The sequence below is a fragment of the Shewanella sp. VB17 genome, from assembly GCF_013248905.1.
GTDB lineage: Bacteria > Pseudomonadota > Gammaproteobacteria > Enterobacterales > Shewanellaceae > Shewanella.
On sequence record NZ_JABRVS010000001.1, the window covers coordinates 3,321,777 to 3,336,020 of the forward strand.

Genomic DNA, 14,244 nt, shown 5'->3' on the forward strand with positions numbered 1-14,244 from the left:
GAGAATAGATTCTACACAAAGATAAGGGTCAAAAAAAGCACTAAATATTCTAACAAGCAAAATGATGCAGCATCATCATACTGCTGCATCATTAATCGGTAATCTAATCGAGTAAAATCTTAACAATAAACGATTCTACTCAAAAAATTTATTGCCATTTTCTGCCATTGCTATTAATCGATCACACGGCGTAAATCGATCGCCGTATTGATCACGGTATCTTGCCAGCAAAGACACTAATGTTTGAGCACCTAATGTGTCAATATAATGAAATGGCCCACCCAGAAATGGTGGGAAGCCTATCCCGAAAATCGCCCCAATATCTCCATCTCTTGCAGAGGCAATGATCCCCTCATCCAAACAGCGCACTGCTTCATTGAGCATTTGTACCACACAGCGTTGTGACATGTCTGTCAACTGGCTTGCATTTAACTCACGATTTTCTGGCGTTGACAAACCTAAAACCTGGTAAACAGAGGTATCGACTTGCTTCAACTTTTTCTTACTCTTACTGCCGTAAACATAAAAACCTTTGTTGTTTTTACGGCCCTTACGATCGTCGTTAAGTAACTTATCAAATGCAGCAGGAGCCTTGAAGCGATCGCCAAGCTCTTTTTCTAAAATAGGTGAAATTTTAGCGCCAACATCGATACCAACTTCATCCAACAATGTCATAGGCCCTACAGGGAAACCAAAGTTAACTAAGGCTTTATCTAAAGACGCAACACTTTGCCCTTCAAGCAGAATCTGCGCTGCTTCATTCATATATAACGCTAAGATGCGATTGACATAAAAACCGGCACCGTCTTGTACAACAATGGGCGTTTTCCCTTGTTTTCGCGCAAAAGCAACGGTTGTCGCAATGGTTTCTGCCGAGGTTTTCGCATGGGCAATGACTTCGACCAGTGGCATTTTTTCCACAGGGGAAAAATAATGTAAACCAATCACATTTTCAGGACGACTGGCGGCCTCTGCGATCTGAGAAATAGGCAATGAAGAAGTATTCGATGCAAAAATGGTATGTTCACCACATTCACGCTCCACATCTTTCACCATCTGATGTTTCAACGCTAAATCTTCAAATACCGCTTCAATCACGATATCAGCATCTTTAACACCGTTATACACTGTCGTGGTCGTCATTAACGACATCAGATTATCCCTCACAGCTGGCGTCATATGACGACGCTTAACGCCTTTATTCAGCAACGTATAAGCATAGGACAGTGCATTGCTTAATCCCTGTTCGCTGATATCTTTAACCCTTGCTGGGATCTTGGCTTTAGTTGTCGTCACCGAGGCAATGCCGCCGCCCATCAAACCACCGCCCAAAACCATGGCCTTTTTGACACTGCGAGGCTTGGCATCACCGGCACCACTTTCTTTTTTCATCTCTGTGGTTGCAAAAAAGAGACGCCTTAACGCTGCAGATTCTTTGGACATCACCAGAGAGGAAAAATGACTTGCTTCAAGTTCAAGCCCTTGCACCAACCCTTTACTCATGCCTTGGCGCACACAATCGATAATATTAGCGGGCGCAGGATAGTTGCCCTGAGTTTTCTTCAAAACTTGCTTACCCGCCTGATCGAAAATAATATTTCGGCCCATCGTTGTGCTTTCAAGCACACGATTCAGCAATGATAATTTGGCTTTTTTAGGTAAGCGTTTCCCTTTAAGCGCCATTTCCACTGCAGTTTGTAATAGGATAGTTTCAGGTACTATGTCGTCGACTAAGCCAAGTTTAAGTGCTTGTTTAGGCCGTAACTGTTTACCTGTCAACATCATGTCTAATGCGGTGGTGATCCCTACAAGCCGAGGTAGCCTTTGCGTTCCACCACCACCGGGGAGCAATCCAAGTTGCACTTCAGGCACCCCCATCATGGTTTTATGGTGCAAGCTGCACACACGTTGATGACACGCTAAGGCTAACTCTAATCCCCCCCCAAGACAGGCACCGTTAATCGCAGCAATAACTGGGATCGCCAATGATTCAAGTTCATTGAAAACAGCATGTCCTTGTTGGGATAATTGCTTTGCATCTGCAGCTGTAGCACAGGCATCTAGCATAGAAATATCAGCACCCGCGACAAAAGAATCGGGCTTCCCCGAAATAAGCACTAAGCCTTTGATCTGATCATCAGCCTTAATGTCGGCCAATACTTGACTGATTTCAGGTCCGAATTCAGCACGTAGTGTATTCATTGTTTCACCGGGAACATCCATCACCAGTACAGCAATACCGTCTTCACGTCTCGTTAAATTAAATGTCTTATCCATTATCATTTACTCCACTTCAACTATCATTGCCGCACCTAACCCACCTGCTGCACACGCGGTCGTTAATCCTGTACCGCCGCCGCGACGTTTAAGCTCGTTACACACTTGAGTTATCAATCGAGTCCCGGTTGCCGCAAAAGGATGTCCATAAGCAAGCGAGCCACCTAGTACGTTAAACTTACTCATATCAATCTCACCGATGGCTCGCTTACGACCGAGCTTTTCTTGGGCAAATTTTTTCGAGCCAAACATCTGCATATTCGCTAATGTTTGCGCCGCAAATGCTTCATGCATTTCGATCAACGTCAGATCTTCAAGCTCCATCCCTGCACGCTTAAGTGCCAATGGTGTTGCATAAGATGGCCCCATCAACATGTCTTCCCACACATCAATGGCACTAAATGCATAGCTCTTTATGTAACCAATAGGGGCATAACCCAACGCCTTAGCACGGCTTTCACTCATCAACAGCACTGCAGATGCACCATCAGTCAGCGGCGTACTTGTCGCCGCCGTTACTGTGCCGTGTTTACGATCAAAGGCAGGCCTGAGCTTGGCATAAGATTCAATCGACGCATTTTCACGAATATTGTTATCACGATCAATAAAACTTTTATAAGGGGGAACATGAGCTGTCATCACCTCTTGAGTGAGGTGACCTGCATTCCAAGTTTCGGCGGCAAGTGAGTGTGAACGGTGGGCGAGTGCATCTTGATCTGCTCGACTAATATTGTAAGTTTTCGCCATCTGCTCTGCGGTTTGCCCCATCGACAACCCAGTGGAAAATTCAGCCACTGCGGGAGGAACAGGCAATAAATCTTTTAAACCTAACCGACGGAAAATCGCTAGTTTTTGACCAAATGAACGCGCCTTATTAAGATCCACCAAGGCATGGGCCAATTTTTTTGATACTCCAATCGGTAAAACAGAGGATGAATCAGCACCACCTGCAATGCCTATTTCAATGTTACCCGTCATGATCGATTCAGCGACATTGACCGTCGATTGAAAACTCGTGGCGCAGGCGCGCGTGACGCTATAAGCATCGGTGCTAATGTCCATGCCTGTGCCTAACACGATCTCACGAGCAATGTTTGGCGCCGCAGGCATCAAGACCACCTGACCATATACAAGCTGTTGTATTTCTTTAGGATCTAACTCAGAACGTGAAAGTAATTCATTAACAACCATCTTGCCCATGTCTAATGCTGATACACCGTGAAATGCAGTCGCTTGTTTTGCAAAAGGCGTTCTTAAGCCTGTCACGATTGCAATACGATCGCCCTTGGCGTTCGTTACCTGTTGTCTGTCACTCATTTTTCACCCTCTTTTCTACGTCTCCCTGTCACAGCAGCCGACGGTATGATATCCCTGTGGCTATTAATGGTCATATCCAGAACGGCTTACAACAGGTCTGACCATCAAAATATCATCTGATTCTAACTGCTTAGTAGAAAATTTTAAACATATGTTTGTTTTTTTAGCGAAAATGTTGTCTAAAAAAATATTAATTATGTTTAATGGAGTTTCTACTAAATTCCGCTGTCTATACTCAAGCAACCTCAAGCTGCTGTGGCTTACTGTACAGTACGCCAACTCATGGCCAGTGAAGGGTGATTAAATAATGGACAGTTACACCGACTAAGCCATACCATCATGATAAATTTTTAAACTTAATGGCAAATTGGCACTAGCCAAACTCAGCCAGAGTTTTTATTATGTTGTTGGCCAATACACAAATTAACTAAAATAAACGAGTAGCATCATGCCTTTGAGTCAATTCCACGCATTACGCGAATACCTAAATAAAGTCATCTTAGGGCAACCGATCCTAACCGAAAACCTGCTAATAGCACTCATAGCGGATGGACACTTACTCGTCGAAGGCCCACCAGGCTTGGCAAAAACACGTGCTATTAAAGCGTTATGTGATGGCGTTGATGGGGATTTTCATCGCGTGCAATTCACTCCCGATCTACTGCCGGCAGATCTCACCGGTACCGATATTTATCGTGCACAAACTTCAAGCTTTGAATTTGAGGCAGGTCCTATTTTCCATAATTTAATTTTAGCCGATGAGATCAACAGAGCACCGGCAAAAGTACAATCAGCATTACTCGAAGCAATGGGTGAAGGTCAGGTCACTGTCGGGAAAAACAGCTACAAATTACCCGAGTTATTTTTGGTGATGGCCACTCAGAACCCCCTCGAAAATGAAGGAACTTATCCGCTTCCAGAAGCCCAATTAGATCGTTTTTTAATGCACCTAAATTTAGATTACCCCAGTGCTGAAACCGAATTTGAAATCATGCGAATGTCTCGTAAAGAGGCACTTAAGCAAGATGCTCCGACCGTGACACCCATCATTCAAAAAGATATTTTTGTCGCGAGAAATGAATCACTTGAGCTCTACCTTGCCGAGCCGCTAGAACATTACATTGTCGACATTATCATGGCCACTCGTCAGCCTCAAAAATTTAGCGATGAATTAGCCTCTTGGCTCGAATATGGTGTCAGCCCACGTGCTACCTTAGCGCTTGAACGCTGCGCACGTGCTCGCGCTTGGTTATATGAACGCGACTTTGTCTCTCCTGAAGATATTCAAGCCGTGGCCCCTAACGTGTTAAGACACCGCCTGCTGTTAAGTTATCAGGCACAAGCCGAAGGGATCACCAGTGATCATGTGATTAATCATATACTTTCTCAAGTTGCGGTACCCTAAATGGTCGATATTACACTGCCGCTTTTTTCTGATGGGGTTAACCTGACACAAAAAGAGCTGTTAGCCTGTCAAAGCATTGCTAAGGCCTTACCTGAAACACGCTCTAAGGCGCGTGCAAATTTGGCCGGCCATAGAGCCAGCCAGATCAAGGGCCGAGGCATGGAATTCGCAGAAGTACGTCATTATCAACCCGGTGATGATGTACGAACCATCGATTGGCGAGTCACTGCACGTACTGGCAAAGTCCACACTAAACTCTTTGTTGAGGAGCGTGAGCGACCTGTGCTCATTCTGCTCGACTTGAGTCACAGCCTCTATTTTGGTTCCAGTTTATTGTTACAATCAGTGCAAGCTGCCCACTTGGCGACCACGTTAGGCTGGAGTGCTATTCAACATGGTGACAAACTCGGCGCCTTAATCGCCACTGAGATGGAGCATCTGGAGCTGAAACCTAGAAGTCGTCAGCAGGGCATTTTGCAGCTGATCTCAGGGATCACCGCGCTCCATAAGAAGCAACTCAATCAAATCTCTGAATATCAAGCTGAGCCTGAACACTTACTTCGAGCTTGCCAGCGACTCAGGCGTATTGCTAAACCCGGCTCCTTAATATGGATAATCAGCGACGGCAGTAATTTCAATGAAGCCTGTCTTGCCCCTTTGTCAGATCTCAAGCGTCACTGCGACATGGGCGCCTATCTTATTACCGATCCATTAAGACAAGGTACTCTGTCTCTGCCTAAGCAATTTCAACTGCCAGTCAGAGAAGGTAATAAAGAAATGACTCTCAATAGAAAAGGTTATGATGCTTGGCTAAAAAACCAACTCAATTCGCAACATCATTTTACCCAAATGATGCAAAAACTGCATGTCAGAACTCGTGTGCTCGATGCAAGTAAAACACTGCACGATCAAATAGGAACCTTGAGGTAATGCAAACAGTCAACGCTAACCCTGCACTTGAGGCATTAAAAGATATCCATACTCCGGCGATTATCGAAAACTGGCCGATAGCAATGGGTTACTGGCTAGTCATCTTGATACTACTCAGTAGTTTCATTGTTACCACCATCTGGCTCACTCGTCGCTACAAACGCGCTGCGGCAAAACGCATAGCCATTAAAGAACTCGACTTTCTCGATATCAACAACGCTAATATCACTGTTGAGATAAATACCTTAATTAAACGTGCAGCGATAAGTTATCTTCCTCGAGATCTGGTGGCGGGGTTAGAGGGCCAAGCCTGGTATGGCTGGATGGATAGCCAAGTCAAACACTCGACACCCGCACTGCATCAATTATTAGATAAACGCTATCAAAGAAATGGCCTCACGCTACATGAAGTGAAGCAATTGAAATACTTAGCCAAACGCTGGCTCACAGAAGCGCTTCCTCTTAATTCTAAGGCAAGTCAATCATTGTCTTCAACCACATATGCAAAGCAGCAGGAGCAAGAAGTTAAATGCTAACATTCGCATGGGCATGGTTACTTTTGTTGTTACCTTTACCCCTAATATTTCGAAAAAAACAACAAGATATTGAGATCAGCGGCCATTTACTTCTTCCTGGTATCACTACAAATGGCAGTCAACAAATTAAACAAGCCCCTGCATCACGCAAAGCATACTGGTTAGTCTGGGGATTATTGATTATTGCCGTGACACGTCCACTGTGGATGGGCGAGCCTATCGAACTGCCGAGTAAAGGTCGCGATCTCATGGTAGCTGTCGATCTTTCTGGCAGCATGCAGATTGAAGATATGGTGCTTGATGGCAAAGCTGTCAATCGATTCACTATGGTTCAAAGTGTGCTCAGCGAATTTATCGAACGGCGTAAGGGGGACAAGCTTGGATTGATATTATTTGCCGACCATGCCTATCTTCAGGCCCCTTTAACCCAAGATAGGCGTTCGGTTGCTCAATTTCTGCAAGAAGCACAAATTGGCTTAGTAGGTAAGCAGACCGCCATTGGGGAAGCCATCGCACTTAGTGTAAAACGTTTTGATCAAATTGAACAAAGTAACCGCGTGTTGATCTTGTTAACTGATGGTTCAAATAACTCGGGCTCTGTGTCCCCAGATCAGGCAGCAAAAATCGCTGCCAAAAGAGGCATTAAAATATACTCCATTGGGGTTGGTGCCGATGTGATGGAACGTCGAACGATATTTGGTAAAGAGCGCGTCAATCCTTCAATGGATCTTGATGAAAACCAGCTCACGTCACTGGCTGATGCCACTGGTGGACGCTATTTTCGAGCCAGAAACTCACAGGAGTTAGCTCAGATCTACCAAGAAATAGATAAACTCGAACCCATCAGCCGTGATCAAGTGAGCTATCGCCCACAGTCGGAACTGTTCTACTTTCCATTGGCACTTGCCCTACTCGTGACCATCTTAATGGCCTTAACTCAATTGCCGATGATGAAACGTGTCAATATTCACTGGGGGAAAAAATAACCATGTTGCACTTCTTACGCCCCGAATGGTTTTTCGCGCTATTACCTTTGCTGATCATTTTACTGCTCATTTGGAAAACAGAGCGAGTAAACTCTACCTGGAGTCGCTATATTTCGCCACATTTAGCCCACTTTTTGATATCGAAAAGCCAGCACGTTAAACGCAGTAATCTCGCTTATCTATCTGTATCTTGGTTGATTGCTGTGCTGGCTCTGTCAGGACCTGCCATCACCAAACAATCTTTACCTGTCTATGAAGCTGCACAAGGTCGCGTCATTATCATGGACATGTCGTTGTCTATGTATGCCACGGATCAAGCACCCAATAGGTTAACCCAAGCAAAATTTAAAGCGACCGATCTAATAGGAGCACTAAAGGAAGGAGAAACGGGACTGATTGCCTATGCAGGTGACGCGTTTACCATCAGCCCACTGACACGAGACAGCGCCACCTTACTGAATTTATTGCCCACTCTTTCACCAGATATCATGCCCGTTAGAGGCTCAAACTTACCCTTAGCATTAGCACAAGGTAAAAATCTACTTATGCAAGGCGGCCATATTCGAGGTGATATTATTTTAGTGACCGATGGTGTCAGCCCAAGCCAGATAAATGCAGCGAAAAAAGTCCTTCAAGATAGCCAGTACCGTTTATCAATACTCGCTGTAGGCAGTGAACAAGGCTCACCAATACGTTTACCCGATGGTCAGTTACTGCGTGATAATGCCAATCAGGTGGTTGTGGCTAAAACAAATTACTCATTACTCAATGAATTAACGCAAGATACCGACGGTTTACTTATCCCCTTTCGTACTGACGGAACGGATTTAGCGCAATTGATTCAATGGTTTGATGCAAGCGGGGATACTAAGGCCACTGAATTAAATGGGGAAATTTGGCAAGATGCGGGCCCCTACATTGCATTATTACTGCTGCTACCTGTACTGCTCAGTTTCAGGCACGGTTTAGTCGCATCGCTACTGGTGTGTGCTATCTCATCGCCCTCCCCTGTACAAGCATCCCCTTGGGATGACTTATGGAAAACACAAGATCAGCAGGGAATGCAAGCATACCAAACGCAAGATTATACTCGTGCATCAACCACATTCACCGATCCTCAATGGCAAGCCAGTGCGCACTACAAAGCAGGGGAATATGATCAAGCCCTAGCGTTATTTGAACAAGATAGCCGCCCAGAAGGTCTTTATAACCAAGCCAATACCTTAATGCAACAAGGTGAGTTTGAGGAGGCAGCAAAACGCTACGCCAGTGCACTCGAATTGGATTCAAATCTTAATGGTGCTAAAGAGAATCTTGAGCTTGCCAATAAGTTGGCTCAACAGAAACAAGAGAATTCTGAGAGTGATCCCGATAAGGATAAAAATTCAGATCAGGATGATAACAGCGATCAACAAAAGCAAGATAAGCAAGATAAGCAAGATAAGCAAGATAAGCAAGATAAGCAAGATAAGCAAGATAAGCAAGATAAGCAAGATAATCAAGATAATCAAGATAATCAGGATAAGCAGTCAGAACAAGATCAAAGTAAAGACAAACAATCTGATCAACAACAAGGATCAGAGCAAGAAAATGAGTCAAAACAAGAGAATAAAGAACAATCTGAAAAAGAATCATCACAACAAAACAATAATGATGCGAAAATGGAAGCCGATCCCAGTCAGAAACAGGATAAATCAGAGCCTAATGATCCTCAAAATACCCCATCAGCTGATGATCCCAAAACAGCGCAAAATGAACAGGATCAAGAGCGCTCATCAAAAGACATGACGAAAGCAGAACAAGCAGAACAAGCAGAACAAAATGAAAATCCTGACAATAAAGATAAACCAGCTCAGGCCGCACAAGCGGTTGCAACACAAGAAGATCTGCCACCAGAAATGGAACGCGCAATGCGAGTCCTAGTCGATGATCCTCAGGTGTTACTGAGAAACAAAATGCAGCTGGAATACCAAAAACGCCGCATGCAAGGCTTAAGCCCTAAGGAGCAGGAGCAATGGTAATGCCTAAAAAGTTATTACTCATTCAATTCCAGCAGGATATTATGCTTGTTATTCATCTTCGTCTCATTTCAAAGGAATTAGGCCAGTGTTAATACGACAAATTATGCTTGTAGCCATCATCACGCTATCAGGCTCATTCCCAAGTTTTGCTCTCAGCAATCTCGAGACCAGTGTCGACAGAAACCCTGCTGTCGAGGGACAATATTTAGTCCTGACCATCACTGCTGACGATGATGTCAACACTGGGAAATTAGATACTTCAGGGTTACTAAAAGACTTCGCTGTTGGCCGTACTAGTGTCAGCCGTAATACTCAAATTATTAACTTCAATACGAGTAAAAAAACTATCTGGCAAGTCATGCTATCCCCGCTCCACTCTGGCAATATTCAGATCCCAGCGATGACAATAGACGGAGTCAGTTCAGCGCCTATTATGCTCACGGTTACCACAGCTGAAAATCAACCTGAACAAATGGAGAGCCTTTTCATTCGAGGCGAACTGTCAACAGATGAAGCCTATGTGGGCCAAATGATCACTTATAAGGTCAAACTATACTTAGCAGTAGATTTGCAGCGTGGCGTCCTTAGCGCCCCAGTTCTTGACGGTGCTCAAATAAAACAAATTGGAGAAGATACCGATAAAACAGAATTGCTTAAAGGAAAACGATATCGAGTCATTGAACGAACCTACAGTATTATCGCCGATCAACCAGGAGAGCTGACCATTGATGGTGCGAGTTTCTCTGGCGATGTAGTGGTACAATCATCGAGACGTGGCAGTATGTTTTCATTTAACGAAAGCAAACCCATGCAAGCTAAAGCGCCAAAATCTATTATATTGATAAACCCAATTCCTAATGAATCTCATGGAAAATGGCTCGTCTCTGATCTCGTTGCACTCACTGAAGATTGGCCTACTGAGCCACAAGAATATGAAGTCGGGATCCCCATTACCCGTACCATTAGCTTATTAGCCTCTAATACAGATGAAACCAGTTTACCTGAATTTACTATTCAAGTGCCTGCTGAACTCAAAAGCTATCCAGAAAAAGCCCAGAGAAAAACCTTTCTGCGCGATCAACAAATGGTGTCACAATTAACACAAACCTTGGCCATCGTCCCCACTACAGCGGGCACTTACATTTTACCTGAGATCCACATACCTTGGTGGAATCCTCATACTAAGCAACAAGAGACTGCCAGCTTACCTGCTCGAACGATTAACGTGATTGACAGTCAAGGCGTCACAAATGAGCCATCACCTCTGAACGGCAATGCAAATAAGTCAACAACAAGTGAATTTTGGCCATGGTCAACCCTGCTTTTTGCAACCTTATGGATAGTCACCCTATTTTTATGGCGTAAAGCCGCAAATCAAACAACCTCCGTTAATCCAAAAGTAAAAGATAATTCACCTCGTGCGTTATCATCTAAAAAAACCAGCACAGCATTACAAATATTCATCGCTGTTTGTGAAGAAAACGATGCAGGAAAAGTCCTCTTTGCACTGCAAACTTATTTTAATGAAATATACAACAAGCCCATGTCTTTAAATGAAATTGCTGAATTATCCACCGCGCTTAACAATGCCATCAGTGAACTGCAAGTCAGTGCATTTAGTCGCAACAAAAGCCAGGTAGACTATCAGAACATTTTGTCAGCTGTGAGTTCGGCGCCAGATAAGACCAAAGTAAAAAATCATAGCCCATTAGCACAGCTCAATCCTCGCTAATTAAGCTTCATATCCAATGCAAGAGGCTAATTTCACATTAACCTCTTGCACTTAATGTTCATCAGGTTAAGCTAACGGGCATGGTTATCGCTACCTGAAACGGCATAAATTCTAACATGTTTACTTTCACGCGAAATAAAAAAACCGTTACCACGGTCCATTCAGACATGGTAACTAAACAAAGACGATACGATAGCCTTGTCAAGGCACTCCATGCAGATATCTTCAGATATGGCTATTGGCTATGCGGGGATAAACATGTTGCGGAGGACATCACTCAGGAAACGTTTTTAAGAGCGTGGCGATCACTTGAATCGTTAAAAGATGATAAGGCAGCCAAAGCATGGCTTATCACGATCTTAAGACGCGAAAATGCACGACGTTTTGAACGTAAACAATTTGATTATTCTGATGTCGAACAAGACACACTAGAAGATAATATTGCATCAAGCTCTGAAGAACAGGTTGAACAACACCTGATCCGCCGACAAATCGCGACATTGGAACTTGAGTACCGAGAGCCATTGCTATTACAAATCATTGGCGGCTTTAACGGTGAAGAAATTGCAAACATTTTGTCGCTAAATCGCAATACCGTGATGACAAGATTATTTCGAGCACGTAACCAACTAAAAGACGTATTAGAGCAACCCAAAGTACGAGGCCAATCCAATGGATGAGTTAACATTTAGGCGTCAAGCCTACGAAGACCCAAACTGCCAAGATGCCGACTTTTTAGCTGAAATGAATGATTCTCCAGAGCAGGCTGCCTTTGTCAAGGATCTTAAAAAGTTAGATAACAAATTAGCACGTGCATTAACCATCAGTGTGCCAGAAGATCTTGCTGCCAAATTATTACTCAATCAACAGTTGCATCAACATCAGAGCCAACGTAAACGTTCTGGATTTACTCTTGCGTTGGTGGCTTCAGTTGCATTTATTGCTGGAATAAGTTTCACACTGTTAAGAATGGCCCCAGTTGATTTAGGGCAGCATGCACTTGCACACGTTTACCATGAAACCCAAGCGTTGAAAGCCGATAATCATGTGGACTTTTCCGATGTCAACGTGCAACTGGCCTCCCTCGGCACATTAGGAGACGCCCAATTTACTCAACAACCTGGCAAAGTATACTATAGCACCTTGTGTGATTTTCAAGGCGTTCAGAGTCTACACCTTGTGATGCAAGGTGAGCATAGCAAGGTCACGCTATTCATTGTCCCTATCGAACATCGTATGGTACTGGAAGCCGCCTTCGCCGATAACCAATATAAAGGCAGTGGTTTTGTCACTGATAACGCCTATATGTTACTTGTGGGTGAAACGAGTGAAGATATTAATTTTGCAAAAAAAGAAATAGGTCAAACATTCATCTGATATGTTTGCTAGAAGTAACAACCTATGGTGACATGTTATCACCATAGGTTACATCATAGACAAGAGCGACATTACCTTTAATATCTAGATTGAGGTTTACCGCTTACATCTGCTAGCATGTCGGCCACATTTTAAAAATAATAACGAATGGCACTCACATGAATATTGAATTACCAATCTTAATTACCTTTACTGGCTACCTTGCCTTAATGATGGGAATAGGACTTTGGGCTTATAAAGCCACGGATTCTGTTGATGACTATATTTTAGGTGGCAGAGGCATGGGGCCTGCTGTTACCGCGTTAAGTGTCGGTGCATCCGATATGTCAGGTTGGTTATTATTGGGTCTTCCTGGCGCGGTTTATCTTGGTGGCCTAGGTGAAGCATGGATCGGAATTGGACTGGTATTCGGTGCTTGGCTTAATTGGCTATTTGTCGCCAAACGTTTACGCATCTATACAGAATTTGCCGACAATGCGCTCACTTTACCTGACTTCTTTGAAAAACGTTTTGAAGATAGCAAGGGCTTACTTAAGCTTGTCTCAGCCGTTACCATCTTAGTATTTTTCACTTTTTATGCCTCATCTGGCATGGTCGGTGGTGCCATATTGTTCGAAAAAGTATTCGGCTTAGACTACACCTTGTCTCTCATCATTGGCTCAACCATCATAGTATCTTATACCTTCGTCGGTGGTTTTTTTGCCGTCAGTTGGACCGATTTTTTCCAGGGTTGTTTAATGCTCATCGCTCTGCTTATCGTGCCTGTTGCTATTTTTACTCAACCTGAAACTCAAGCCGGATTTGATAGCATTGATCCTGCCATGCTCTCTTTGTTTAATGAAAACACCACTGTTATTGGCCTAGCATCGTTATTAGCGTGGGGACTTGGCTATTTTGGTCAGCCACACATACTGTCACGCTTCATGGCAATTAAGCATGCATCGGATATTACTGTATCACGCCGTATAGCCATGAGCTGGATGTTGGTTGCACTAATCGGTGCTCTAGCAACAGGTTTAGCAGGTCATCTCTATTTTGCCAGTGAGCCACTGTCTAACCCTGAAACAGTGTTCATTCAATTAGCCCACGCTGCCTTTAATCCTTGGATCGGTGGCTTACTCATTGCAGCCATTCTCTCTGCCATCATGAGTACGATCGACTCTCAACTGTTAGTCTGTTCAAGTGTGATAACTGAAGACTTTTATAAAAAGTGGTTACGACCAGAAGCCAGCAGCAAGGAGCTGATGCTAGTCGGCCGTATCGGCGTGATTGCCATTGCACTTATCGCTGGCATCGTGGCCCTCAACCCTGAGAGTAGTGTACTTGGCTTAGTGAGCTATGCTTGGGCAGGTTTTGGCGCTGCATTTGGTCCCGTCGTATTATTGTCTCTTTTCTGGAAAGGTTATAGTCGCAATGGCGCCGTCGCAACCATACTCATCGGTGCGATTACTGTCGTGATTTGGAAGCAGCTATCCGGTGGTATTTTTGATCTCTATGAAATCTTACCAGGCTTTATTTTGGCAACACTAACAGGTGTCGTTGTAAGTAAAATTTCTGCACCATCAGATGTGATAAAAGAACAGTTTAGAGTATTTACTTCAAAACTTTAAATCCTAAAAAATAACCCTTTCAGCGGGTTAACATGATTTGGGCATACATTTGT

General features: G+C 43.9%; 11 protein-coding genes. 9 read left to right on the top strand and 2 right to left on the bottom strand.

What is annotated here, in order from left to right:
• Window positions 1-135: 135 nt before the first annotated feature.
• Both fadJ and fadI read right to left on the bottom strand, forming a co-directional pair.
• Window positions 136-2,277 carry a fatty acid oxidation complex subunit alpha FadJ gene (fadJ, locus tag HQQ94_RS14260; RefSeq protein ID WP_173295043.1) on the bottom strand — a complete coding sequence of 714 codons (2,142 nt, stop codon included), beginning with the start codon at window positions 2,275-2,277 and terminating at the stop codon, window positions 136-138.
• A 6-nt stretch (window positions 2,278-2,283) separates the two neighbouring features.
• Complete coding sequence (gene fadI, locus HQQ94_RS14265) at window positions 2,284-3,594, bottom strand: acetyl-CoA C-acyltransferase FadI (protein WP_173295044.1); 1,311 nt, start codon at window positions 3,592-3,594, stop codon at window positions 2,284-2,286.
• Between the two features lie 448 nt (window positions 3,595-4,042).
• Here fadI and HQQ94_RS14270 point away from each other — a divergent pair, with 448 nt between their 5' ends.
• The 9 genes from HQQ94_RS14270 (at window position 4,043) to putP (ending at window position 14,191) form a co-directional block, all read left to right on the top strand.
• Window positions 4,043-4,999: a MoxR family ATPase gene (locus HQQ94_RS14270; RefSeq protein ID WP_173295045.1), complete on the top strand. Its 957-nt coding sequence runs from the start codon at window positions 4,043-4,045 to the stop codon at window positions 4,997-4,999.
• Window positions 5,000-5,929, top strand: coding sequence for a DUF58 domain-containing protein (locus HQQ94_RS14275; protein ID WP_173295046.1), 930 nt, complete (start codon window positions 5,000-5,002; stop codon window positions 5,927-5,929).
• Window positions 5,929-6,465 carry a DUF4381 domain-containing protein gene (locus tag HQQ94_RS14280; protein ID WP_173295047.1) on the top strand — a complete coding sequence of 179 codons (537 nt, stop codon included), beginning with the start codon at window positions 5,929-5,931 and terminating at the stop codon, window positions 6,463-6,465. The genes HQQ94_RS14275 and HQQ94_RS14280 overlap by 1 nt, the downstream gene beginning before the upstream one ends.
• Window positions 6,459-7,451 (top strand): VWA domain-containing protein, encoded by a 993-nt coding sequence (locus HQQ94_RS14285; RefSeq protein ID WP_173295048.1) that lies wholly within the window; start codon window positions 6,459-6,461, stop codon window positions 7,449-7,451. Before HQQ94_RS14280 ends, HQQ94_RS14285 begins: the two co-directional genes overlap by 7 nt.
• Window positions 7,452-7,453: 2 nt before the next feature.
• Window positions 7,454-9,472: a VWA domain-containing protein gene (locus HQQ94_RS14290; protein WP_173295049.1), complete on the top strand. Its 2,019-nt coding sequence runs from the start codon at window positions 7,454-7,456 to the stop codon at window positions 9,470-9,472.
• An 85-nt stretch (window positions 9,473-9,557) separates the two neighbouring features.
• Entirely contained in the window at window positions 9,558-11,204 is a 1,647-nt protein-coding gene (locus HQQ94_RS14295; protein WP_173295050.1) for a BatD family protein, read from the top strand.
• 116 nt (window positions 11,205-11,320) lie between these two features.
• Window positions 11,321-11,884 (top strand): sigma-70 family RNA polymerase sigma factor, encoded by a 564-nt coding sequence (locus tag HQQ94_RS14300; RefSeq protein WP_173295051.1) that lies wholly within the window; start codon window positions 11,321-11,323, stop codon window positions 11,882-11,884.
• Window positions 11,877-12,581 carry a DUF3379 domain-containing protein gene (locus HQQ94_RS14305; RefSeq protein WP_173295052.1) on the top strand — a complete coding sequence of 235 codons (705 nt, stop codon included), beginning with the start codon at window positions 11,877-11,879 and terminating at the stop codon, window positions 12,579-12,581. The genes HQQ94_RS14300 and HQQ94_RS14305 overlap by 8 nt, the downstream gene beginning before the upstream one ends.
• A 158-nt stretch (window positions 12,582-12,739) precedes the next feature.
• On the top strand, window positions 12,740-14,191 hold the full coding sequence (gene putP / locus HQQ94_RS14310) for a sodium/proline symporter PutP (protein WP_173295053.1): 1,452 nt from the start codon (window positions 12,740-12,742) through the stop codon (window positions 14,189-14,191).
• Window positions 14,192-14,244 lie beyond the last annotated feature (53 nt).